A 24,609-nucleotide genomic window follows, 5' to 3' on the forward strand; every position below is an offset into this window, starting at 1 on the left:
CAGCATTAGCTAGGCGGACTGATGACGCTTTTTAATGATCTGCTCCCGTGTCATCAATCGCTCCACGATTTTGCCAATATCGCTGCTGACTTGCTGAATAAAATTGAGTTGTTCCAGCAATGATGGATCAGTCAACGCAGTCGTAGTCACATGTATATCCAACGCACCAACATCCTGGCTTTGTTTGGCCGTGGTTGAAGAAATCTTATGAAGGCTTTCTGTTAGTATTCGGAGGGCGCGTTTGACAGGACGCAGGAGCGGAGTCGCGTATACTTTAGGCTCATCGGTTAATCGGGCCGAAGTAATTGTAGCAATATTGGCTGATAAAACGTGATTCAGGACCACAAACTCGTAAATGAGTTTTTCGTTTCGCTGCTTGTGTTTCGGTTCCGATAACATCCGATCAAAAGCAGCCGATAAATTGGCCGACGTAACGTAAACTTCCTTCCGGGCCAGCTTGTAGTCAACCAGGTTAATAGGGCGTCCAGACAAGCTGTCGAGTAAGAGTTGGATATACCGGACGTTGGCTTTCAGAATAGCCTGCATGGGCTTTTTTAACTGTTCTGACTCCCATTGCGGGAAGAGTAAATAGCTGGCCATAAAGGCAATAACTCCCCCCAGCAACGTGTCGAAGAAACGTTCTTCGGCGGCTCCTAAATAACTGACACCCAGAAATTTGAAAAGAATTAAAATGAATGGGGTTACACAAATAACCATCACAATGTAATTGACCCGTTGAGCACTATAGGTACCCAACATCAACAACACCATAAAAACAAACTGTATAGTCTTGTTGGGGAAAAAGGTTAGGATGAGTACTCCAATTATACCCCCCGCTAATGTGCCAAGAATACGTTCAATATTTCGTTGCTTTGTCAGGCTAAAAGCCGGTTTCAGAATGACCGAGATCGTGAGCAATACCCAGTAACTATGGTGGCCGTAGGGGAGAAGTTTGGTGATCACAAACCCAACTAGCATCGCAATAGCTACCCGTACCGAATGCCGAAATACCGAGGAATCGAGCGTTAGGTTATCCAGAAAAGACTTCAAATCGATTTCCTGATGGGAGACAAACCGTCCGTATTCCATAGCCTCATTATCAACGGGGTTAAGGGTAGGCGATACAAGATTTTTTTGCAGGGCCGTTAGCCGTTGACTAACCGTTCGGAGGCTGACCAATACTTTTTTTAGTACCAATGTGCTGCCATCCTGATCGCCGAGGGCGTCAATATGGCGTTTCAGCTCTTCCAGAATTGGATTAATATTAATAGGTTTATGGAACGGCACGGGTAGCTGAATGGCAAGCCCGATATGATCCAGCTCGACGGATAGCCGACGGATGGTGTGGGCAATCTGATCGAGTATTCGTGACTTACCAAATCGCTCGCGGATATCGGAGTAATCGAAATACATGGCAATGATCTGCTCGTACAGATCGATCACATCAACAAAGGTGAGCAATAGTAATCGTCCGGTTCGGGTTGACTCCGTCACAATCCGGCGACTTTTAAACAGGACTTCCCGTACGGCATCCTGCTTTTCACTTACATCAACCTGTTGGGCAATCAAATGGCGGTAGTTGTCATCTAACTGAGTCGATATATCGTAAAAATCTGCTTTGATAGCCATCAGCTTGGCAATCTCGTGGATACACTGGCCTAATGCCTGTTGCGCCAATCGATAGGGTTGCAAACGGGAAACCAACAAACTGATGGTGCTATACCAAACGCTTCCGGCCAACACCAGGCCGCTTTCGCGTAGCACTCCGGCGGTATCCATAGGCCGGTCGATCATCAGAATCATGATCAGCAAAGCCGCCGTTCCGACCGATGTAGCCCGGTTGCCGTAGATGGCGAACATGGAAAAGAAAAAGCTTAACAACAGGATTTCGACCCCCATTGTATAGGGACTCATGCGGGCGAATCCTGTAATCAAGGTGACCGAGAAGCTGATGAGGGCGCTGGACGCCATGCCATTCCGCCGATGCATAACTGGTCCTGGAGCGTCACTCAAACTAACATTCAAGGCACCCAACGACATGGCCATACCTGCCTGAAGCTGGTCGAACTGGGCGAGTAGCAGAGAAGGCAGTAAAATAGATAGCGTTATCCTGATCCCGTCCGAGAAATACTGACTGGATAGAAAATAACTGACTTCCCGACTCTGTTTATTCATTTTCTTATTCTGTGATGTCAGATGTAAGCATCTGACATTTTAGATTTCTTAAAACCTAATGTAATTGGTTAGGTTTTAAGAAACCTAACGTGTCGGTTATTAGTAACCGACATCACTATGGACGGACAGTTCTGTGTTCAAAAAATAGGATTAAACGGTTCGGCGTTCGCCGATTTGTTGACGCCACATAGCATAATAAAGGCCTTTTTGAGAAATGAGTTCTTCATGACTGCCCGTTTCGACAATTTTACCCTTTTCCAGCACAAAAATCGTATTGGCGTGTAAAATCGTTGACAATCGATGCGCAATCAGAATCGTAATTTGCGAGCGCATGGCTGATACACTGCGAACTGTATCGGTTATTTCTTCTTCGGTAAGCGAATCCAGAGCTGATGTGGCTTCATCGAAAATCAATAATCGCGGGTTCCGGACTAAAGCGCGGGCAATGGAGAGTCGTTGTTTTTCGCCCCCTGACATCTTCAACCCACCTTCGCCGATCTGTGTATCGAGACCTTTTTCGGAGCGAGCCAGCAAATGGTCGCAGGCGGCTTTGTCCAGGGCATCCAGCATCTCCGCTTCGGTGGCGTCGGGTTTAACGAATAAAAGGTTTTCGCGAATGGTGCCGGAAAAGAGGTGTGTGTCCTGGGTAACAAACCCAATTTGCCGACGCATCGGGTTGAACCGAATATCCTTTGTTGATATGTCGTTGTAGTAAATTTCACCGCCAACTGGCCGATAAAGCCCAACCAGCAACTTAACCATCGTTGATTTTCCCGAACCCGACGGGCCAACAAAGGCAATTGTATCGCCGAGTGAAGCCTCAAACGAGACGCCATCAATTGCATTCTGATGGGCACCAATGTGTCGAAAAACAACATCCTCGAATCGAAGTCGCTCAATCGGTCCTACTTCAATCGGTGATTCAGGGTTGCGTTCGATAGGTTTTTGCATCAGCTTCTCGAAACTAGCCAATCCAGCTTCGGCTTCGCGATAGGCCAGAATAATGTTGCCCAATTCCTGCAACGGATTGAAAATAGAAACCGAAATAAACTGCATCGAAATCAGCTCGCCTGTGCTGAGCACATTCCGAAAAATGAGCCATAGCAAGGTGAATAGAACGGATTGCTTCAGGATATTCAACGTAGTGCTTTGCCAGAACGATAGAAACCGAACCCGCCGAACTTTGAACATCTCCAGTTCGAAAATGCGGCCTGTTTGGGCTTTCAGTCGTCGGATTTCGGGAAAAGTCAACCCCAGACTTTTGATCAATTCAATATTTCGTAACGACTCGGTAATGACACCCGATAGGAGAGCCGTTTCGCGGTTGATCGAGCGTTGGGTTGTCTTGATTTGTTTGCTGAGCAGCCCCGTTAGTCCGCCCAATAAAAGTACACCAATCAAAAATACGGGAACCAGCGCCCAGTGTTTCGTAACGGCATACCAAATCAGGAAGCCCATGCCTACGATGGACGAAAAAAGAACATTGACAAACGAATTGATAAACTTCTCGGTGTCGGTACGAACTTTTTGCAGAATCGAGAGCGTGGCACCGCTACTTTGGTCGCCAAATTCCTGATAGGATAAACGCAGGGTTTGTTTTAAGCCGTCGTTGAAAATATCTGTACCAAATTTCTGAACAACCAGACGGGTTACATATTCCTGAAACGCCTTGGTTATGTTTGACAAAACGGCTACGCCAACAGCTATGGCTAATAATTGCAGAACTCCCCTAACTTTTTCGGTTTCTGTTTTGGAGCCGGGATGGGTGGCATACTGGTCAATAAGTTTCCCGAAGATAATTGGGTCGACCAGGGCGAGAATTTGAGCAATACCGGCCAGAACCAATGCCAGTACGGCCAACCAGCGATAAGGTTTGAGGTATTTCCAGAGAATCTGCATTGATCGGGGCCGCCCGTGCGGTAGGATATATGATGTAAGATGTATGATGCCATAGTGATAACTACATCTTACATCATATATCACACATACTACATCAATAGTTATCCAATTCTTGAATTCGAGCTAGGTGCCGGCCTCCTTCAAAGGGAGTATCAAGCCAGATTTGAACTAATTTCAGGGCAGTTTCTTCGCTCATCATGCGCTCGCCAAGTGAAATAACGTTGGCGTCGTTGTGCTGCCGACACAGGCGTGCCGACTCTTCATTCCAGCACAACCCACACCGAACACCGCGCACACGGTTGGCCGCAATGGCTTCGCCGTTACCCGATCCACCGAGTACCACACCACGTTCTACTTCGCCAGCCGCTACGGCTTCGGCTACCGGCCGGATAAAGAGCGGATAATCTACAGATGGCGTTGCGGCATAGGTGCCTTTATCGATAACCTCATGTCCGAGGCCAGTGAGCATTTCTTTGATGGCTTCTTTGTACTGGAAACCGGCATGGTCGGAACCAATGGCAATTTTCATTTGAAAGTCGAATTAGTCAGAAATTAGAAACAGTAGCAAAGGTAGCCGATGTAATTGATTCCCTGAACGGATTAGTCGTTTAAGGTATCGTTGGGCAATGTAATAGCGTATTGATTCACAATCTCCTGAAGGGTGGCATTGGTGAGAGGCTTTGTATAATAGCCGTTCACATGGGCAATCATGGCCGCCCGTTGGGTATCGCGTGGGGCTAATGAGGTGGTGAATACCAAAACGGCCAGCCGACTTTTGAGTTGCTCATCCAGATGGTGGTATTCTTCCAGAAATTCGAACCCATTCATTCCGGGCAAATTCACATCCGTCAGAATTAAATCGGGTCGGATATAGTCGGGATGACTGGTGTCGGTTAAATAACGAAGAGCCTCCTTTGCGTTTTCAGCAACCCGAATGTTATCACACAATCCTGAATCATTAATAACTACCTGATGAAGAAAAATATCATCTGGGTCGTCGTCAATTAACAGAATACAGTGTATCGGTTTGGGCATAGTGATGAGTCGTTTTAATGACTTTAGGAATGGTAAAGTTAAAGGTTGTACCTACATTAATTGTACTCTCGATCCAGATTTGACCACCATAAATAGCAATAACTTTTTTGCAGGTGGCCAGACCAATGCCTGTTCCGGAGAATTCGTTACGTCCGTGGAGCCGCTGAAAAATCTGAAATACCCGCTCAAAATATTGCCGCTCAATTCCTATGCCATTATCGCTGATGGAGAAACAAAATTGCTCTCCTTCGTCAATCGCCCGAATTGTTATGTAGGGAGGTACGGATGGTTTGCGATATTTTAAGGCATTGGAAATCAGGTTCTGGAAGACCTGTTTGAAATCGGTGTAATGGGCTGTCATGGTCGGGAGCGGCCCTACATCAATTGTAGCATCACTCGTTCGGATCTCATCCTGTTGTTCTTCCAGAATTTCGGTAACCAACAGATTTAGATTGACTTGGGTAAAGGCGACTTCGTTACCTACGCGCGAGAAATTGAGCAAATCATTGATAAGCACCCGCATTCGCTCGGCCGCATTGGTCGATGTTTCAACGAGTTTGTGCGCGTCGGCGGGTAGCTGATCGCCGTATTTCGTATGGAGCAGTTTCAGGTAACTCGAAATCGTTTTAAGGGGGGATTGAAGATCATGCGAAGCTACATAGGCAAACTGCTGTAGTTCTTCATTTGATCGTGTTAGTTCAGTTACTGCTTGTTGACGAAACAACAGTTCGTGTTCGAATTCTTTAGAGGTCCGCAGGCCCACGGCTTCGTCAAAATACCGGAAGAGGGCTATCACAGTTGCAATCGAAACCGTGCCTGTCAGCAAGCGAACCAGGGCACTAATTCGGTAAATAGGTATCCAGAATATTATCGCATCAATCAGGTGAGTAAGACCACACAATAAAATAAATGCACCGAAAAGCCAGAAGACGCCGGGTAGGGGTACTCCTTTTTTAACAAAAAGATAACGAACTAAAACAAGCGGAATGACCATGTAAGCCAGCCAGATCATCAAGTCAGAAGTTATATAAAGCCAGCCATGGAAATCAGACCATTGACCACAATACCAACGTGGTGGCCAGTCATTTGTGTCGGTGAGACGGCTAAAAAACTCGATTAGCTGTTCCATACGAGCTTGCAAGAAAGGAAGTTAGGTAAAAAAATAGAGGTATATATAACCGATAAAGATAATTCGTTAACTGAAATAAAATGGGGCGAACTGAACAAAAAAGTTCTCAGGAATGGTTTCTCGAAAAATAGTAAGTTGTTTTGGCTTACCGATGTCTTTTAAAAAGCCAGACTACTCTAAAATTTGTTCAGTATTGGGCGTGTAGGTAATTTGCACCCCGTCAATACAATCGACTTATGATTCCAGCTACTAATCAGCGTCCGGCTGCTACTATTGTATTCATTTTTGGTGGAAGTGGCGATCTGAACCTTCGCAAGCTTACACCAGCCCTCTACAATCTCTACCTCGACAAGTATTTGTCCGACCGTTTTGCGGTGGTTGGTTTAGGCCGAAGCTCCTATACGGATGAGTCTTTTCGCGAACGATTATTAGAGGGTGTACAGTCGTTTTCGCGACGGAAAAACGATTCTGACAACTCCTGGGGTGCATTTGCCCCTTCTGTGTCCTACCTGCAAATGGACGCTGGCGATAGCGCTTCCTATACAAAACTATCCGACTTTGTTTCTAAAAAAGAAGGGGAGTGGGGTGTACAGGCCAATGTAGTTTTCTATCTGGCTGTTGCTCCTCAATTGGTGCCTGATATTGCCACCAATCTGGGTAAGCTCGCGCTTTGTGGTGATAAATCGAGGGTCCGAATTGTCGTTGAAAAACCGTTTGGTCACGATCTGAAAACGGCAATGGAGCTAAATGCGCTCTTGGGCGGTCTGTTTGCCGAAGAGCAGATTTACCGAATCGACCATTATCTGGGCAAAGAAACTGTACAAAATATTTTGGCACTTCGGTTTGCTAATTCGCTGTTTGAACCCATCTGGAATCGACGTTACGTTGAGTATGTCCAGATTACGGCTGCCGAAACAGTAGGGCTCGAAGGACGTGGTGGTTATTATGAAGGTTCTGGTGCTCTGCGCGACATGATCCAGAATCACCTGCTCCAGATGCTATGTATGGTTGCTACCGAAGCGCCTATTTCCTTTGACGCCAACGAGGTACGCAACAAAAAAGTAGATGTACTGAATGCCATCCGTCGGATCAAACCCGAAGAAGTGAAAGATGTAGCTGTTCGGGGGCAGTATGGACCTGGTAAGAAAGATGGAAAAGATATTCCGGGTTATCGGGAAGAAGAAGGCGTAAAACCTGATTCGGCAACAGAGACCTTTGCGGCCGTCAAACTTTTTGTTGATAACTGGCGCTGGGAGGATGTGCCCTTTTACCTGCGTACTGGAAAATCATTGCCCGAAAAAGCCACGATTATTACTGTTCAGTTTAAACCGGCACCCTATTACGCCTTCCCCGAAGAGGCTACTAAGAGCTGGCAGTCGAACCGACTGACAATTGGTATTCAACCAGCTATGGATATCCGTTTACGGTTTCAGGCTAAACGTCCGGGCCAAACGCTGGCCATCGACCCGGTTGATATGGTTTTTAGCTACAAAGATGCCTACGATGGCCAGGAACCAGAAGCCTATGAAACGTTACTACTTGACGTGATGACTGGCGATGCTACGCTTTTCATGCGAGCCGATCAGGTTGAAGCAGCCTGGAAAGTGGTTACGCCAATTCTGGAGGCCTGGGAAAACGAGACCCCTGACTTCCCAAATTACGAACCAGGCTCCTGGGGACCTGAAGCAGCCATGAACCTCGTGGAGAAAGATGGATTTCATTGGATGGGGAAATAATATTTCAAGTTTCAGGTTCAATGTTCCATGTTGACTGACGCGTAAATTATTGTTGCTAAATCCTCCTATAGAACCTTGAATCGCACCGGCGACCCGGTTGAAATAATGGAAAATAGCCAACTTGCCGCTCTTTTTGTTGATGATGAAAGCCTCCCTTGGGAGCAGGTAGCCGAAGGTGTAAAGCGTAAGATCATGACTTACGATACTAACCTGATGATGGTCAAGGTAGCGTTTGAAACGGGTGGTATTGGCGCGGCACATAGTCATTATCATACCCAGATGAGCTACGTGGCCAGTGGCGCATTTTCGATTCTGATTGGCGACGAGACCCGGATGGTTCGGGCAGGCGATGCCTACTATATTCCACCAAACGTTTGGCATGGAGCCGTTTGCGAAGAAGCCGGGGTACTAGTCGATATTTTTACGCCCATGCGTGAAGATTTTGTATAAACAGGCCTATTCCATTTTTTAAAAGAGAAACTATTTTTCGACAGGATTGGCAGGATGAACAGGATTTTCTCTGGAAAACCAATCCTGTTTATCCTGTCAATCCTGTCAAAAAAATATGCAGATTATTATAAAGAAGAATCCCACTGATTTAGCTAAAGCAGCCGCTGATTTTATTGCGAATCGCATTAAAGAGGTGCTGAAAAAGCAAGACCGCTTTACCATCGCTCTTTCAGGAGGAAGCACGCCAAAGGCATTGCACGAACTGCTGGCGAAATCGCCTTACGTTAACGAAATTCCCTGGCTACAACTACACGTGTTTTGGGGCGACGAACGCTATGTACCCATCGACGATGAGCAAAGTAACGCAGGTATGGCGTACGATACACTTCTAGGGCATGTTTACACGCCTGAAGATCAAATTCATGTTTGGCGTACCGATCTTGATCCCGATGCAGCCGCAGCCGACTATGATCGGATTTTGCACGACTATTTTGGCGATACAGGACCTACGTTCGATCTTATTCTACTTGGTATGGGCGACGATGGGCACACACTGTCATTGTTTCCAGGTACAGAAGTGGTTCACGAACAAACTGCCTGGACGAAGGCTTATTTCCTGGCCCAGCAGAACATGTTTCGCCTGACGCTGACTGCTCCTATGGCGAACCGAGCCTCCTGTGTGCTATTTTTAGTAGCTGGGCCAAAAAAAGCTGAACCCTTGCATGAAGTCCTGGAAGGAGCTTACAACCCAGATAAATACCCATCTCAAGTGATTAAGCCAATTGATGGGGATTTAGTATGGCTCGTTGATGAAAAGGCTGCTGCATTAATAAAGAAAGACTGACTCTGGAAAATCAATTCTTTTCCCTTTAACTGGTATTTAGTGTTTATTTTCACCAGACTAGGTATTTTTGCTCGATAAAATCTTTCCTGATGCGTTTTGCAACCCTTTGGCTGATTGTTTTATGGGTATTCGTTTCGTTCCCCCAAGCGTTTGGCCAACAAGATTCTCTGATGAAGCCAACTCAAGCTTTTACGGAGATTGGCGCTTTAGTGGCTTCTGGCCCAAGCGTACCGTTCTGGCAACGAGCCAATCAATTCGGAACTGTTCCCCTAGCAGGCTCATTTGGGACTGTACGAATTGGCTTATCATCTGATTATCGCCCGCAACGCTCTCGGAAAGTTGATTGGGGATATGGACTGGAAGTTGTCGGTAATGTTGGGTCCCTAAACCAGCAGGTGATTCTTCCACAGGCTTATGTTAAAGCTCGCTGGCGACAGTTGGAGGTATATGCCGGGCGTCGAAAAAACATCGTTGGCTTAGTAGACACGCTACTCACTTCAGGATCGTATGCCATGTCGGGTAATGCTCTGCCACTGCCTACTATTCAATTTGGTACCCGAGGCTATGCTCCTTTACCATTTACTAAAGGGTTTGTTAGTATCAATGCTTCGTTTGGGAATGCCATTTTTGAAAATGCGAATCGAAAGGTTATTAATACGTATTTAAATCAGTCTGCTTTGTACATTCGTTTTGGTAAGCCAACAGCAGCATTTCGGCTGTATGGAGGGTTTAATCATCAGGTAGTTTGGGGAGGTTATTCATCGTATTTAGGAGCAGATGTATCAAATAATGGTCATTTACCGTCTAACTTTAAAGCATACCTTTATGCAATAACAGGGCTAGCATATCCTACTGCAGATGTTGATGGTAATGTTGCCTCAATTGATGAATTAAATCGTATTGGCAATCACCTCGGCTCACTGGATTTAGGCGCAGAATTCGATGTTGGCAATGCTACTATTTTAGTTTATCGCCAGAATCCATACGATACAGGGGCCCTTTTTTACCTGACAACCATAGCAGATGGATTAAATGGCCTGAGTATTCGCCGGAAAACAAAGGGGACAGGCTTTATTTCAGTTGATCGTGGCTTAGTCGAATTTTTGTATACAGCCGATCAGGGAGGAGACGTGTTTGTTCTCGGCGTTTCACATCTACAAGGCCGGGTAAATTACTTTAATAGTTCTCAATTTATTGATGGTTGGACAACTCATGCTCACACGATTGGAACTCCATTTTTGACGCCTGAAGGCGATATAAGGCCAAGCATTCCTTATGGCCCCATCGTTAATAACCGGGTTTCTCTCCTTCATATAGGATTAAGCGGGATGGCTGGTGAGAAAGTTAATTGGCAAGCTAAATTATCATACAGCCATAATATGGGTACCTATATTACTCCACTGCCCGGATCTCCTAATCAATTCTCTGGTTTATTGAAAGTGTATGCGCCAATGCAGCTTCCTTTATTAGGAGCTACGGACATAAACGCTACACTGGCTACAGATCTGGGATCATTATTGCCAAACTCAACAGGCATTTATATTGGTTTACGGAAAAATTGGCCTTCTGCAGCAGCTAAACCTGCTGAGCCTAGAAAAAAAATCGTTTCTCCGCTTTTCCGTTGATTGACTAGTAAGCTTTAGTTAATGTCGTTATAACCAAAAAGGCCTTCTGTTCAGAAGGCCTTTTTGGTAGCTAATTGCTGGTATGAGCAATTATTTAATCGAATCTTTCTTGGTCGTATCGGCCGACATGGTTGATGTCGAGTCCGTTTTTGTAGAATCACTCGTCATTGATGTCGAATCTGTTACCGTCGTTGCTGTTTCGGTAGTTTCGGTTTTCGTGCTTGAGCAAGCTGTTGCTAAAGCCATCATGGAGAGAAGGAAGAAAGCAGATTTTGCCATGGTTGCGATGAATTTGAATTAGTCAGATTGTTTTGTCATTAATTCGCTAAAACAAAAAAAGTAACCCACGTTCTTTCATAAATTTTTGATTTGGCCGAAGATTTATTGTGCAGCCTTCATTTTAACAGCCCATGTGCGAAAATTAAGTTATTCATTGGCTTGATTTAAGCAGGACTTGCAGGCTTGATACGGACAAATCTCATAAACGCCAGCTTTGTGTTTAAGTAACTGTTCGATTCGGGGCTGTACAAGCAACAACGCCAACTCATGAATGAGCTGGCGTTGTTGATAAACGAACGAATTCTGTTTATACACTTCGGCCCTGAATCAGGCGTAGTATAATCATGATGACGGCAATGACCAGCAGAACGTGGATAAGCCCACCCATGCCAAAACTGCCAAATCCTAAAAAGCCCAGAAGCCAGATAATAATCAGTATTACTGCAATGGTGTACAGGAGATTTCCCATGATCGTATTTTCTTAACGTTGAAATTAGGTGAATTATCTACTGAACTCAGCCTGTACTAAAATGTTACAAAATTGGATTCATCGGCCGATTTAGAAGCAGCAAGTAAACTAGAAATATCAATGGCAAGTGGTTTAAAGATGCGCAAAACAGAGTGGAAACCTCGTTAAGAGTATGGTAAAAACACACGCGCCGACCTACCTTTGCCGGAAAAATAGCGAAAGAGCGAAAGAATGAATGAGCGAATTTTCACGCCATGCATTCCCTTCCTACAAGGCCCGTTCTTTCGCTTTTCACTCTTTCACTTTTTATTCATGGAATACCGTATCGAAAAAGACACGATGGGCCAGGTACAAGTACCGGCTAACGTTTATTGGGGCGCCCAAACCCAGCGCTCGATCGAAAATTTCAAAATAGCTCAGGACATCAACAAAATGCCTCGCGAAATTATCCAGGCATTTGCATACCTTAAAAAAGCGGCTGCGTTGACCAACCTCGATGCGGGCGTGTTATCACAAGAAAAAAGTGACCTGATTGGCCAGGCTTGCGATGAAATCCTAGCTGGTAAACTGGATGATCAATTCCCGCTGGTTGTTTGGCAAACAGGTTCGGGTACGCAGTCAAACATGAACGTCAACGAAGTGGTGGCCTATCGCGGGCATGTGTTGCATGGCGGTCAGTTGACAGACGAGAAGAAGTTCCTGCACCCTAACGATGATGTGAACAAGTCGCAGTCGAGTAACGATACGTTTCCGACAGCTATGCACATTGCCGCCTACAAAATCCTGCTCGACGTAACGATTCCCGGCATCACCAAGCTGCGTGATACGCTGGCTGCCAAGTCAAAACAATTCATGCACATCGTTAAAATTGGTCGGACGCACTTTATGGATGCTACGCCGTTGACGGTAGGTCAGGAATTCTCAGGTTATGTGTCACAACTCGATCATGGTCTGCGGGCTATCAATAATTCACTGGCTCACCTAAGCGAACTGGCTTTGGGCGGAACGGCCGTTGGTACAGGAATCAACACCCCGCCAAATTACTCGGAGAATGTGGCCAAACACATTGCTACGGTAACGGGTCTACCATTCATCACGGCCGAAAACAAATTTGAGGCCCTGGCAGCACATGATGCTATTGTTGAAGCACACGGCGCGCTAAAAACGGTTGCCGCCAGCCTGATGAAAATTGGGAACGATATTCGGATGCTGTCGAGTGGTCCGCGTGCGGGGATTGGCGAATTACATATTCCGGATAACGAACCTGGTTCGTCGATCATGCCGGGTAAAGTAAACCCAACGCAGTGCGAAGCCATGACCATGGTGGCTGCGCAGGTGATGGGCAACGACGTAGCCATCAACTTTGGTGGTGCTATGGGGCATTTTGAACTGAACGTGTTCAAGCCGGTCATGATTTACAACTTCCTGCACTCGGCTCGACTAATTGGTGACGTCTGCGTATCGTTCAACGATAAGTGTGCGGAAGGCATCGAACCGATTGAAGCCAACATCAAAAAACACGTCGATTCATCGCTGATGCTGGTAACGGCTCTGAACACCAAAATTGGCTATTACAAAGCTGCCGAAATTGCTCAGACCGCCCACAAAACCGGCTCTACGCTGAAGGAAACCGCGCTGAAACTTGGCTACCTGACCGAAGAGGAGTTCAACGAGTGGGTGAAGCCAGAAGATATGGTTGGCGAGATTAAGTAGAGTTTAGCCCACTGCTTTAGCTGTGGGCTATTAAAAGTTCTCCTGTCAAAAGCCTCAGCAATGAGGCTTTTTTGTATACAGTTCTGTATATATACAAAATTGTATAAACACGGCCTCTTACTTCTATCCCAAATCTTATCAACTCCCCGATACCCACTTCACAATAGCTGGCCCCCAGTAATATAGAGTGAAAAAATAGGTGCCGAGCAGCAAAAAGCCAGTTGCGAAGAGCAGAATGAACGAAGCTGACAGCCTGAGTACTGGAGAGGCTTTATAAGATCTTGCCCGAACAAAAACCTCGACGATCAATAAGTTGGGAATGTAGAAGAAGAAATCCATTACCCGGTCGAACGGCCCACTGAACGTTTTGGTGTGACCTAGCCCATCGGTTAGCAATAGCCAGAATCCATAGTCCATTCGGTACAACCACGAGCCGATAGCCAGCGCATACAGTCGTAGTGCCCATGTCTGGTGCCTGTCTAGATTTTTGGCTACAACATGTCGATAGGTTTCTATCGCTGCGATCAGCATTAACACGCCGTATAGTCCGAATCCAATACTCATCACGGGGCCTCCAATAGTACCTTTTGCCAGAATAAAGGCCGATCCGCCAACGGCCGCTAATAGGCATGCAGTAATATACACACGCCCAATCCAGCGGTGTATAGCCGGATAACGAACCCTGACAGAGTCGATCAATTGAATACTTCCGAGGATAAGAATAATCCCGCCCGCGGCAAAGTGCAGCCCAATTCCGGTAGTTGCCGCAGTCGTATGGGACTCATATAGCCTGGGTAGCATCTGATTCCATCGCTCTGCCTGGCCTTCATAAAGTGCTGATGCATAGAAAGCCAGAATATATAAACCGAATAGGGCAGCACTAGTCCAGACGGTGGTTATGAGCAACAAACTTGACCAATGCATGGCTTTGTCACTCACGCTAACTAGCCGCGAGGGTTTGGGCGATAGTAGTAAATCGTCAATCATATAGTCTGGTTTTAAAGAGGAGTAGGAGGGGCTCGGACTCAGTTACAATTTATAGAAACTAAGGTTAAAAAATGATTAAAAATTGAGTTTTACTCAATAACATTCTAGTCAATATAAATGCTAGCCGATCCGAAAATGCAATTGTATTATTCTAATGCAGTGATTTTATTGGATTAATAAAAGCTAATTCCTTTTTCAGACGCTAGAAACGGGCTTTCATGGTATATTTCTGTCGTTTAAACGAAATTTGTTTAAACAAATATTGGTTATACCTTTGACACGGCCAATGAGATATGAAAGAGCACTTAGTTAACGAATACCACCGGCTAATCAAGAATCTGCATCAGACGGATAGCTATATCTTCAACTACTTTGGACAAAAGCTAGCTCCGTTCGATCTATCGGTTCAGCAATACGTCACTTTACGCCGTCTCTCGGAGGTTTATCCGAATAGCTTGACAGCCGGGGAACTGAAGGAAAAAATGACCGATATCAACTCGGATATGACTCGCCTGACCGACCGGTTAGTAGCAAAAAATCTGATCGTTCGCGAGATAGACCCTCAAAATCGGCGGAAAGTCAATTTACGACTTACGGAAGAGTCTTATCGATTTGTAGAAACCGTAGCCGTAGAGTTCAGCAATTTTGAGTCGATCGTCAGTCATCTGACCGATGAAGAAGTAAGCACGATGAACACACTCCTGGAAAAAATTAGAAATCAATCAGTAAAATGAAAAAGTACATAATAGGAGCAGGGCTATGGGTACTGAGTCTGGGATGGGCGAAGGCCCAGTCAGGGCCAGCAGTCATGCCACTGGACAAAGCCATTCAGACGGCTTTGCAAAACAACAAGGGAATTAAACTGGCTGATTTACGAACCGAATCGGCTGAATCGCGTTTGCAGGAAGCTAAGGATCGTAGCCTGCCAACGGCAAATGCATCATTAGCGTATTCGCGTTATAGTCTGACGGGACCGTTTTCGTTTGGAAAGGATGCGGATGGGAAATCGTTATTGACTATCCCGGCCGGCGCATTCAACGCAACAATGGGCGGTGCCACCATCAGCAAGGAAATTTTTGGCGGATTTGCCGAGAAATCAGCGGAGAAATCGGCTGAGCTGTTAGCGAAAGCCAGCCATCTGGATGCCAAACGGAACCGCTCTGAACTGGTTTACACCGTGACGGATGCGTATTATAACATTGTCAAACTGGTTCGTTCGATTGGGGTAATTGAGCAGAGTATCAAGCAGTTTGATGAGAAAGAACGGGAAGCTCAAAACCTTCAGAAAGAAGGCGTGGTAACGGCCAATGAAGTATTGAAGATTCAGTTACAGAAAAACAACCTGCAACTGAGCCGTTTACAGGTCGAGAAAGCCCGCCAGACTGCCCTGTATAATTTCAATCTGTTGGTAGGTTTGCCTGAATCGCAGGTGATTGCTGTTGATACCGTTCTTGCTAACCCAGCATCGGTAGCCGAACCACTTAGTTCGTTTATTGATAAAGCAGTGCAGACCCGCCCCGAGGTAGAAGCCAATGCGTTACGCGTGCAGTCGGCGCAGGAGTTGTTGCGAAATACCAAAAGTGTTATGTATCCGCACCTGGGGGCATCATTAGGCTACAATTACATTAACCCAACCGCCCGCGTTATTCCAGAAGCAAGTTCATTTATCAGTGCCTGGAATGTGGGTCTGGGTCTTTCGTACAACATCGGCTCTTTGTATAACATGAAGGGCAAAGTACACAGCGCGCAAACGGCAATTGATCAGGCTAGCTTACAAGGTCAGCAACAAAATGATCAGATTCGGTCGGAAGTCGTAACGGCTTACAACAACTACCAACTGGCGCTGGAACAGCAGAATGTGATCCGCACTGCGGTAGGTCAGGCACAGGAAAATTACCGTCTGACAGAGTCTCGTTTCCGGAATGGATTGGTTGGTTCAACCGATTTGCTGGAGGCCGATAGCTTCCTGCTTCAGGCACAACTTAACGTAATCAATGCAACTGTAGATGCGCAACTGGCTTATCAACGTCTGTTAAAGGCTACGGGTAACAATCTTTAATTTAAAATGCACAATGTACAATGAGTAATGAATAGGGTTTGATGGATGGATACTCACTATCAGCATTTTACATTATTCATTATCCATTTTACATTCCTTCTAAAATCATGGACAAGAAAACTTTATTCCGCATAGGGGGCGTCATCGTTCTGGCTGTAGCGCTCTTTTTTGGGTACAGCGAATTTAAGTACCTGCAACGTCATGAAACAACCGACGACGCCCAGATCGACGGTGATGTAAACCCGGTTATTCCGAAAGCAAGTGGGTATGTAAAAGCCATTCGGTTCAAAGACAATCAGTTTGTAAAAGAAGGTGATACGCTGATCGTGTTGGATGATGCTGATTATCGGATTCGGGTGGCACAGGCCGAAGCGGCCATTCAAAGTGCGATGGCTGCCGACCGGGTTTCACGTACGCAGGTAAGCGTTGCATCGGCGAGTGTACAAAGCTCGCAGGCAGGTGTACAAACGGCTCGCAACCAGGTAGCTATGGCACAGGCTAATTTAGTCGCAGCTCAGGTTCGTGCTCGTAAAGCGAGTCTGGATTTTGAACGCTACAGTCGATTGCTGGCTGAAAAAACCGTTCCACAACAGCAGTTCGATGCTATTCAGGCCGAACGCGATGCGGCTCAGGCACAAGTACAAGCGGCTCAGGCTCAGTTACAAACAGCGCAATCGCAGGTGAACGCGGCAGGTACACAAACGGGCGTAACGAGTTCGCAACGCAAAGCAACCGAAGGCCAGATTACGGTGGCGCAGGCGGCTATCAAACAACGTCAGACGGATTTGGATATGGCTAAACTGCAACTCTCGTACACAGTTGTACTGGCCCCAGCTTCGGGTGTCGTTTCGAAACGCTCGGTGCAAGTTGGTCAACTGGTTCAGGCCGGTCAGGCGGTATGCTCAATTGTTGGTAATTCATCATTATGGGTGACGGCCAACTTCAAAGAAACGCAGCTGAAACAAATGCAGCCCGGCCAAACGGTGGATATTGATGTAGATGCGTTCGAAGGCGAAAAACTAGTTGGTCATGTCGGGTCGTTTGCTGGTGCAACAGGTGCTAAATTCTCCCTGCTGCCTCCTGACAATGCAACGGGTAACTACGTGAAAGTAGTACAACGGATTCCGGTTCGTATCGAACTGGACAAAAACAGCCCATTGTATGCGAAGCTTCGTCCAGGCATGAGCGCGACGGTTGCGGTGGATTTGCAGAAATAGAATTGGTTTACGGTTTTCAGTTTATGGTAGGCTGACGCGAAATTGATGGATGCGTCAGCCTACCATAAACTGAAAACCGTAAACCGTAAACCTTCAAGAATATGAAGCTAGGTTTTGAAAAATGGATCGTCGTTATAACCGTAACGACGGCCGCCCTGCTGCAAACCATCGACTCATCGATCGTTAACGTAACGTTGAACCAGATGATGGGTAACCTTGGTGCATCGCTGGGGGATATTAGCTGGGTTGTTACGGGCTATGCAGCCGCCAGTGCGGTTATGATTACCATGTCGGGCTGGTTAACGGCTAAGCTTGGGCGTCGGAATTACTTTGCTGCGTCGATCGTCATGTTTACCATTGCGTCGATCTTCTGTGGAACGTCGACGAACGTGTGGGAACTGGTGTTCTTTCGGGTTGTACAGGGCATTGGTGGAGGTGGTTTGTTGACCACAGCCCAATCCATCCTGATTCAGACCTTCCCGAAAGAACAATTAGGTATTGCCAACGCCATTTTCGGAGTGGGAGTAATTATTGGCCCATCCATTGGTCCAACTTTGGGTGGTTACATCACTGATAACCTGTCGTGGAACTGGGTATTTTACATCAACATTCCCTTCGGAATTCTGGCTACGTTCCTGACATACACGTACATTAAGGAACCTGCCGAGAAGATTGCTGCGGGTAAGATGGACTGGCTGGCATTGATCCTGCTGGCGATGGGTATCGGCGGTTTGCAGATCATTCTGGAAAAAGGCGAAGAAAAAGACTGGTTCGATTCCTCGTTCATTGTGGGTATGTCTATTGCCGCAGGTGTTGGGCTGATCGGCTTTATCTGGCGTCAGTTATCCGTCAAAATACCGATTCTGAACCTCCGATTGTTACGTGAACGTCGCTTTGCGGTTGGGACTCTGTTCAATTTTATCCTGGGTTTTGGTCTGTTTGCGTCCGTCTTTATTATTCCAGTTTTCTGCCAGACAATCTTAGGCTTTACCGCCAGCCAAACTGGGTTGTTGTTGATGCCAGGTTCGATTATGACGGGCGTAATGATGCCGATTGTGGGTGGACTAATGGGTAAGAATTTTATCTCACCCATTTGGTATGCGGCCATTGGCTTCCTGATGTTCTTCGGCTTCTGTTTCGATTTATCAACGATTAGTCTGGTGGCTGGTCCCGATGACTTCTTCTGGCCATTGATTATTCGGGGCATTGGTATGGGCTTGATTTTCATACCATTGACCACAGTTACGCTGGCTGATTTGAAAAATGTCGATATCCCTCAGGGATCAGCCTTAACGGGTATGATTCGTCAATTGGGTGGTACATTCGGTACGGCTATCATGACGACCTATATCTCGACACGCACGGTGTTCCATGCATCACGCCTGTCAGACAATATCTCGATATATAACCCACTATCAGTCGACCGAATCAAGCAATTTACAGGGCTGTTTCTCTCAAAAGGGGATGCGCTAATTACAGCTACCGGCAAAGCCTATGCTATGATGCAGGGGTCCGTTATGAGGCAGGCATTAGTAATGACCTATGCCGATACCTTCCTGGTAATTGGTGCCTTCTTCCTGGTCTGCGTGCCATTGCTATTGCTGTTTGTTGGTAAGAAAATCGAAGCACCAGCTCACACCGAAATGGTGATGGAATAAGGTTGATTATTGAGTTTTTATTTGGTTCGATTGCTAGAAAGGCCGGGAGATATTCTTCCGGTCTTTTTGTGGAGAAATAGCGCATTGTTTTCTTAAGGGATGGGTATTACTAGTACTCGTCCAATTTAGTTTCTATAGATTCTTTGGGTTCTATCGTCTTTGATTATCAGCACAATAGGACCAACCGCGCGGGCGGCCCCGAGAATCTATAGAATCCCCTAGAATCTATTTTGCCAAAGCACTAGCTTTATCTTTGACTAACAGATAGTTGTATTTCATCATCCTCAAATGTTAGTTATCAATGCGGTTCATCCATCGGGTCTGTGCCATTGTGTGTCGTGTGTTTAGGCTGTAACCTTTCGGCAAAGTGGGAGTTCCCACTCGAAATCTCTCCACCCTTTAGGCGAGTAACCGACTGTTGTTAGTTAGCGAGCGTAAGGAGATGGATCGACGTGAAAAATAGTCGCTAATCAGGAATAGCCAAACCAACTACCAATGAGTCAATTTTTTGTCAAGCTTCTTGTCATCAGCCTCCTCCTGGGTCCATATCATCTAAACGCGCAAATGGCGTATAAAGTCCAGGATCACTATACGAAAACCGAGACGTACATTACCATGCGCGATGGGGTCAAACTGTTTACGGCTATCTATACCCCTAAACAAGCCACGGCGACCCGCCCCTATCCAATCCTGTTGCAACGAACCTGTTATGGCATTGACCCTTACGGTAACAATAGTTATCCCAACAGCTTAGGCCCATCGATGACGATGATGCAGGAGGGCTATATCATGGTTTATCAGGACGTGCGGGGCCGCTACAAAAGTGAAGGGCAGTTTACTAACATGACGCCCCTAACGGTTCACAAAAGTAATACAGACGTGGACGAAAGCACCGATACCTTTGACACCATTGACTGGTTGGTCAAGCATGTACCGAACAATAATGGCAATGTGGGTCAGTGGGGGATGTCTTACCCGGGGTTTTACGCAGCAGCCGGTCTGCTGAGTAACCATCCCGCCCTGAAAGCATCCAGTCCGCAGGCACCCGTTTCAGACTTCTTTTTTGATGACTTTCATCATAATGGGGCCTTTTTGGAGAGTTATTTTTTATTATTTCCCTGGTTTGGCGTTCCAAAGAAAGACACGACTACCTTTGCCTGGTACGATAGCTCGCCAGTTAATACGGCTAAAGTTGTTCGAGATGGCTACCAAATTTACTTGGATCAAGGCCCGCTGACGTTTGCTGACACCTACTATAAAGAGAACGTCTTTTGGCAGGAAACGGTGAATCATCCCAATTATGACGACTACTGGCGAAAACGAGCTTTACTCCAGCACTATCAGCCCAATCTAAAAACAGCCGTTATGACCGTTGGAGGCTGGTTTGATGCCGAAGACCTATCGGGGCCCCTGAATCTTTACAAGACCATTGAGAAGAAGAGCCCCGGCACTTACAACATGATTGTCATGGGGCCGTTTGGTCACGGTGGATGGGCCTATGAGACAGGCCATACCCTGCACTCTAACCTCTATTTCGGTGATAGCCTGGCGAGCTTCTATATGAATGAGATTGAAGCCAAATTCTTTCGTCATTTTTTGAAGGGCGTAGGCAACAGCACGGGTTTACCGGAAGCGTATATGTTTGATACGGGCCTGAAAAAATGGAATCAGTTTGATCAATGGCCCGCTGCTCGTATTCATAAGCAAAAGCTTTATTTAAATGCAGCGGGCACATTAGATCGGCAACCACCTAAAAAGATAGAGTCAGTATCTTACCCCAGCGATCCCATGAAGCCAGTGCCCTACACTGAGGATTTGACATCGACGATGAACTTTACGCCTTACAATTACATGAGCGAAGACCAGCGCTTTGCAGGCCGTCGGCCCGACGTACTGATGTTCCAAACCGGTACTTTGTCTCAGGATGTGACCCTGGGCGGGGAAATAAAAGCGTATCTGAACGTAGCTAGTACAGGTACAGATGCTGATTTCTTTGTCAAACTGATTGATGTCTATCCCATGGACGAACCCAATCATGCCTACATGCCCAATAAAAACGTCACCTTGAGTAATTACTGGCAGATGGTTCGTTCGGAAATGATGCCCGCCCGGTTTCGCAACAGCTTTGAAAAGCCTCAGCCACTCCGCGCTGGTCAGAAAACAGCCATTCATTTTCCGTTGCAGGATGTGCTCCATACCTTTAAAAAAGGGCATCGGATTATGATCCAGGTCCAAAGTACGGCCTTCCCCTTGTTCGCGCGTAACCTCCAGACATTCGTGCGTAACCCGTATAAAGCGAAGGCCTCCGATTATGCGAAGGCCACACAAACTGTTTTCAACGATAGTTTTATTGAGGTGGATTTGCTTGAAGGGGCCATTACTGAAAATGCCCAGCCATCTGTCTGGAATTTTGAGGACTACCGACCAAGCGTGATTGGCATGGCTCCCTTCGAAAACGGGGCTCAATCGGTTAGCACGAGCACATCGGTGGTTACCCTTCACTTCTCCCAAAAGATGGATACCCGATATTATAGTTTTGGCAAAGGCCCTTTGGGCCTAGAAAGCATGGCGAGGGTGAAACGGTTACTAGGCTTTTCGGCGGATGCAAAATCGTTCTCCTTTGAACTTGACGTGAAGCCGAATCAGCGTTGTCAGTTAGTGATCGGTTCAAGTTTTCGCAATGAGCATGGCGATCGACTCAAGCCTTACCTGATTGATTTTAAGACCAAAGACTAGAGGTTATTAGGCTGTACAGCCGTTCTGAACAGCCCTGTTGCGCTTTATACGTTCCAGGTGGTGTATATTCCTAAAATGACTTAAAAATTTAGGGCGTACAGGCGAGAGAAAAGATAAAATCTCTGTTGAGTATTATCTCACAAGAGCCATTCTAACGAATAGCCAACAAGGGGGGGCTTTAACTGCAACTGTTGACTCCCCTATACTAATGATGAGCTTGTCGCCAAAAGAAAGAACTCAGATGCCAGCTGCACCAAGTAGCTAGAGTGTATAGGTAGATCGAGTAATAAGATAGGGGGCTTTGCCTTTGCCACCAACAAGAGAACGGATTCAATAGATAATTTGCTTCTAAACTCTGATTGAAATCCCAGTAAACTGGCCCCGGAAAAATCATCATTTTTAGAAGTCATAGCAACACAAAAAGCTCAAGTCCTAAATCGAGCAAGTGCCCTACATGTTTCAACCAAAAAGCAAAAGGCATAAAAAAACCAGTCAGCTGATTAGCTAACTGGTTGATTATTTGGGACTTTAAATGTCGGGGTGGCAGGATTCGAACCTACGACCTCCTGCTCCCAAAGCAGGCGCGATACCGGGCTACGCTACACCCCGAAGGATTACTCTGTACTCAGCGGAGAGAGAGGGATTCGAACCCTCGGTACCGTTACCAGTACGACAGTTTAGCAAACTGTTCCTTTCGGCCACTCAGGCATCTCTCCGAAGCCAACCAATTCCTTCTCGATTGATTGGGACACAAAGGTAGGGTGATTTTCGTCTTTTGTCAAGTAAAATTTTAAAAAATCTTTCTCTAATCGCTAATTTTGTAGGCCCTGCTGCACAGATCAAAGACCTAAACTCGGTCAGCATCAGCCTGATACTTGCGTTAAATGAACTGGCTATATCCTCTTTCTCGAACCGATTTTTTTTTCATTGTCCTGTTTATAGGGCTCTACGGACTATACATTTGGCGTACATTTCGGCTGGCTCGTCAATTAAATACATCGGCTTGGGGAGTCATTCCAAAGTTTTTTCTGCGCGGTAGCTACCTCACCTTATTGATTGTTGCTTTATTGGGTCCATCGTTCGGCGAAGCCGAAGGCGATCTTAGCACAACCGACCATGACACATTCCTGGTTGTCGACATTTCTCGGTCAATGGATGCTAATGATGTGGTGCCTACTCGACTGGAGCGGGTTAAATACGATATTCAACAGCTTTGCGATACCCTGCCCAATAGCCGGTTCGGACTGGTATTAGCCTCTTCTGAATCGTTCGTCCTGTCACCCCTGACTGCCGACCAGGACGCGCTGAAGCAACTTATTCATGAAGTACATACCAGCATTACTCCAACTGGTGGTACAGATTTATGTAATGCCATTGAGTTAGCTTATCAAAAATTAGTGACTGACTCATCGACCCACCAGAGCGTCCGATCGATTGTTTTGTTTAGTGACGGAGAAAACTTTGGTTCCTGTGAGCGGACCTCCTTAGCTCGTTTGCGTGCGCAGGGAATGCCCCTTATAACTATTGGCGTTGGAACAGAAGCGGGTTCGTCAATTCGGGAAGGGCGTGATTTTGTCCGCGATGATGATCACCAGATTGTTCGAAGTAGGCTAAATCGCCAGTTTCTGCAGGAGTTAGCCCGCGATGGACGTGGCAGCTATATCGAAGCAGATGCTAATGGTCGGTACGTAAACGAGTTAGCCAGGGTATTGCGATCATTAAAAGGAGGAACTATTCATCAACACCACGTAGCTGTATCAACCAATAAATACTATTATTTTCTATTGGTTGCGCTGGGATTTCTAGCCATCGATATAATTCTGACTATCCGGACGTTCCGGCTGTGAGTTGATCTCAAGGTTTCATCTTATTTTTGGGCGTTCGTTCGTTACGTGATTATGATTTACTTAGTCTTTGCGGCCTGGATCTGGTTGAATGAGCTGCTTCCGTTAAACCAGATTACCCAAAATAATCAGGCGCGACAAGAAGCCCAGGTAGCCTATCAGGCTGGTCAATATAAGCATGCGCTCAAACTGTATATCTACCTGAGTAACACCACCACAACGCTCGATCCAGGTGTTCGCCTTAACCTTGGTCATACCTATTTTAAACTGAAGCAATACAGAAAAGCGAAGCCACAATATGAAACGTTGCTTCAATCCGATCGATCGGATTTACGTACTGCGGCTGCTACGCAATTGGGTGTGATGGCTTGTCTGGAAGGGGATAGTGCAACTGCTTTAACGTTATTTCAGCAGGCTCTGCTCGAAAATCCCGATAATGAATCGGCACGCTATAACTTTGAATTAATTAAAACTTATTATTCAGGAAAAGCTCCAGCCCCAAAAACGCATCAGCAGGCCTCAACTCAAAAGCCTAAGCTGATGAATAAACCCCGGCCGATGGGTGGACAACAAGTTGAACGATCGGATCGTCAGGACGAAGTACTGCGCCGTTTCCAACGCTTAAATCTGAGTGAAGAACAGGCACTTCAACTGCTGGATGCCATGCGGGGGGATGACCTCCCCTATGCGTTAACACGATCTGCCCGACATGCCGAAACAAAGCCGAAAGAGGGGGAGAATCGTTGGTAAAAAA

20 protein-coding genes and 2 tRNA genes are annotated in these 24,609 nt (G+C 46.3%); 12 read left to right on the forward strand and 10 right to left on the reverse strand.

Annotated elements, in window-relative coordinates; genetic code table 11:
* Positions 1 to 9: 9 nt before the first annotated feature.
* From ACYVGR_RS06650 to ACYVGR_RS06670, 5 genes are all read right to left on the reverse strand, one after another.
* Positions 10 to 2,175: an FUSC family protein gene (locus tag ACYVGR_RS06650; RefSeq protein ID WP_460954817.1), complete on the reverse strand. Its 2,166-nt coding sequence runs from the start codon at positions 2,173 to 2,175 to the stop codon at positions 10 to 12.
* A 150-nt stretch (positions 2,176 to 2,325) separates the two neighbouring features.
* The gene (locus ACYVGR_RS06655) at positions 2,326 to 4,074 is read right to left on the reverse strand and encodes an ABC transporter ATP-binding protein (protein WP_460954819.1); all 1,749 of its coding nucleotides are present in this window, start codon (positions 4,072 to 4,074) and stop codon (positions 2,326 to 2,328) included.
* 94 nt (positions 4,075 to 4,168) lie between these two features.
* Positions 4,169 to 4,603, reverse strand: a complete 435-nt coding sequence (locus ACYVGR_RS06660) for a ribose-5-phosphate isomerase (protein WP_182463621.1) — start codon at positions 4,601 to 4,603, stop codon at positions 4,169 to 4,171.
* Between the two features lie 71 nt (positions 4,604 to 4,674).
* Complete coding sequence (locus tag ACYVGR_RS06665) at positions 4,675 to 5,109, reverse strand: response regulator (protein ID WP_460954821.1); 435 nt, start codon at positions 5,107 to 5,109, stop codon at positions 4,675 to 4,677.
* The gene (locus ACYVGR_RS06670; protein WP_460954823.1) at positions 5,075 to 6,238 is read right to left on the reverse strand and encodes a sensor histidine kinase; all 1,164 of its coding nucleotides are present in this window, start codon (positions 6,236 to 6,238) and stop codon (positions 5,075 to 5,077) included. Before ACYVGR_RS06670 ends, ACYVGR_RS06665 begins: the two co-directional genes overlap by 35 nt.
* A gap of 236 nt (positions 6,239 to 6,474) precedes the next feature.
* Here ACYVGR_RS06670 and zwf point away from each other — a divergent pair, with 236 nt between their 5' ends.
* The 4 genes from zwf (at position 6,475) to ACYVGR_RS06690 (ending at position 10,893) form a co-directional block, all read left to right on the forward strand.
* Positions 6,475 to 7,974, forward strand: coding sequence for a glucose-6-phosphate dehydrogenase (zwf, locus tag ACYVGR_RS06675; protein ID WP_460954825.1), 1,500 nt, complete (start codon positions 6,475 to 6,477; stop codon positions 7,972 to 7,974).
* A gap of 105 nt (positions 7,975 to 8,079) precedes the next feature.
* Positions 8,080 to 8,424 (forward strand): cupin domain-containing protein, encoded by a 345-nt coding sequence (locus tag ACYVGR_RS06680; RefSeq protein WP_460956068.1) that lies wholly within the window; start codon positions 8,080 to 8,082, stop codon positions 8,422 to 8,424.
* Positions 8,425 to 8,539: 115 nt separating this feature from the next.
* Positions 8,540 to 9,268: a 6-phosphogluconolactonase gene (gene pgl / locus ACYVGR_RS06685; RefSeq protein ID WP_460954827.1), complete on the forward strand. Its 729-nt coding sequence runs from the start codon at positions 8,540 to 8,542 to the stop codon at positions 9,266 to 9,268.
* A gap of 395 nt (positions 9,269 to 9,663) precedes the next feature.
* Entirely contained in the window at positions 9,664 to 10,893 is a 1,230-nt protein-coding gene (locus ACYVGR_RS06690; protein ID WP_460954829.1) for a capsule assembly Wzi family protein, read from the forward strand.
* A 90-nt stretch (positions 10,894 to 10,983) separates the two neighbouring features.
* Here the strand turns inward: ACYVGR_RS06690 and ACYVGR_RS06695 are convergent, their stop codons facing one another.
* Both ACYVGR_RS06695 and ACYVGR_RS06700 read right to left on the reverse strand, forming a co-directional pair.
* On the reverse strand, positions 10,984 to 11,172 hold the full coding sequence (locus ACYVGR_RS06695; protein WP_182463614.1) for a hypothetical protein: 189 nt from the start codon (positions 11,170 to 11,172) through the stop codon (positions 10,984 to 10,986).
* A gap of 307 nt (positions 11,173 to 11,479) precedes the next feature.
* Positions 11,480 to 11,641 carry a lmo0937 family membrane protein gene (locus ACYVGR_RS06700; RefSeq protein WP_460954831.1) on the reverse strand — a complete coding sequence of 54 codons (162 nt, stop codon included), beginning with the start codon at positions 11,639 to 11,641 and terminating at the stop codon, positions 11,480 to 11,482.
* Between the two features lie 312 nt (positions 11,642 to 11,953).
* Here ACYVGR_RS06700 and fumC point away from each other — a divergent pair, with 312 nt between their 5' ends.
* Positions 11,954 to 13,354, forward strand: coding sequence for a class II fumarate hydratase (gene fumC, locus ACYVGR_RS06705; RefSeq protein WP_460954833.1), 1,401 nt, complete (start codon positions 11,954 to 11,956; stop codon positions 13,352 to 13,354).
* 138 nt (positions 13,355 to 13,492) lie between these two features.
* Here fumC and ACYVGR_RS06710 read toward each other — a convergent pair whose 3' ends face one another.
* Entirely contained in the window at positions 13,493 to 14,341 is an 849-nt protein-coding gene (locus ACYVGR_RS06710) for a DUF2306 domain-containing protein (RefSeq protein WP_460954835.1), read from the reverse strand.
* A gap of 293 nt (positions 14,342 to 14,634) precedes the next feature.
* On the opposite strand from ACYVGR_RS06710, the gene ACYVGR_RS06715 reads away from it, so the two are divergent.
* The 5 genes from ACYVGR_RS06715 (at position 14,635) to ACYVGR_RS06735 (ending at position 22,011) form a co-directional block, all read left to right on the forward strand.
* A complete protein-coding gene (locus tag ACYVGR_RS06715; protein ID WP_182463611.1) occupies positions 14,635 to 15,075 on the forward strand; it encodes a MarR family winged helix-turn-helix transcriptional regulator in 441 nt (146 codons plus the stop codon).
* Positions 15,072 to 16,400: a TolC family protein gene (locus tag ACYVGR_RS06720; protein ID WP_460954837.1), complete on the forward strand. Its 1,329-nt coding sequence runs from the start codon at positions 15,072 to 15,074 to the stop codon at positions 16,398 to 16,400. The genes ACYVGR_RS06715 and ACYVGR_RS06720 overlap by 4 nt, the downstream gene beginning before the upstream one ends.
* Before the next feature lie 107 nt (positions 16,401 to 16,507).
* Positions 16,508 to 17,617 carry an HlyD family secretion protein gene (locus tag ACYVGR_RS06725; protein WP_460954839.1) on the forward strand — a complete coding sequence of 370 codons (1,110 nt, stop codon included), beginning with the start codon at positions 16,508 to 16,510 and terminating at the stop codon, positions 17,615 to 17,617.
* Between the two features lie 101 nt (positions 17,618 to 17,718).
* Positions 17,719 to 19,275 (forward strand): DHA2 family efflux MFS transporter permease subunit, encoded by a 1,557-nt coding sequence (locus ACYVGR_RS06730; RefSeq protein ID WP_460954841.1) that lies wholly within the window; start codon positions 17,719 to 17,721, stop codon positions 19,273 to 19,275.
* A gap of 495 nt (positions 19,276 to 19,770) precedes the next feature.
* Entirely contained in the window at positions 19,771 to 22,011 is a 2,241-nt protein-coding gene (locus ACYVGR_RS06735) for a CocE/NonD family hydrolase (RefSeq protein ID WP_460954843.1), read from the forward strand.
* A 535-nt stretch (positions 22,012 to 22,546) separates the two neighbouring features.
* On the opposite strand, the gene ACYVGR_RS06740 is transcribed toward ACYVGR_RS06735, so the two are convergent.
* Positions 22,547 to 22,620: transfer RNA gene (locus ACYVGR_RS06740), tRNA-Pro, on the reverse strand.
* A 20-nt stretch (positions 22,621 to 22,640) separates the two neighbouring features.
* A tRNA-Ser gene (locus ACYVGR_RS06745) sits at positions 22,641 to 22,727 on the reverse strand.
* A 168-nt stretch (positions 22,728 to 22,895) separates the two neighbouring features.
* Between ACYVGR_RS06745 and ACYVGR_RS06750 the strand changes: the two genes are divergently transcribed.
* Both ACYVGR_RS06750 and ACYVGR_RS06755 read left to right on the forward strand, forming a co-directional pair.
* On the forward strand, positions 22,896 to 23,858 hold the full coding sequence (locus ACYVGR_RS06750; protein WP_460954845.1) for a vWA domain-containing protein: 963 nt from the start codon (positions 22,896 to 22,898) through the stop codon (positions 23,856 to 23,858).
* Between the two features lie 51 nt (positions 23,859 to 23,909).
* Positions 23,910 to 24,605 (forward strand): tetratricopeptide repeat protein, encoded by a 696-nt coding sequence (locus ACYVGR_RS06755; protein WP_460954847.1) that lies wholly within the window; start codon positions 23,910 to 23,912, stop codon positions 24,603 to 24,605.
* Positions 24,606 to 24,609 lie beyond the last annotated feature (4 nt).

Source organism: Spirosoma litoris (assembly GCF_054776755.1).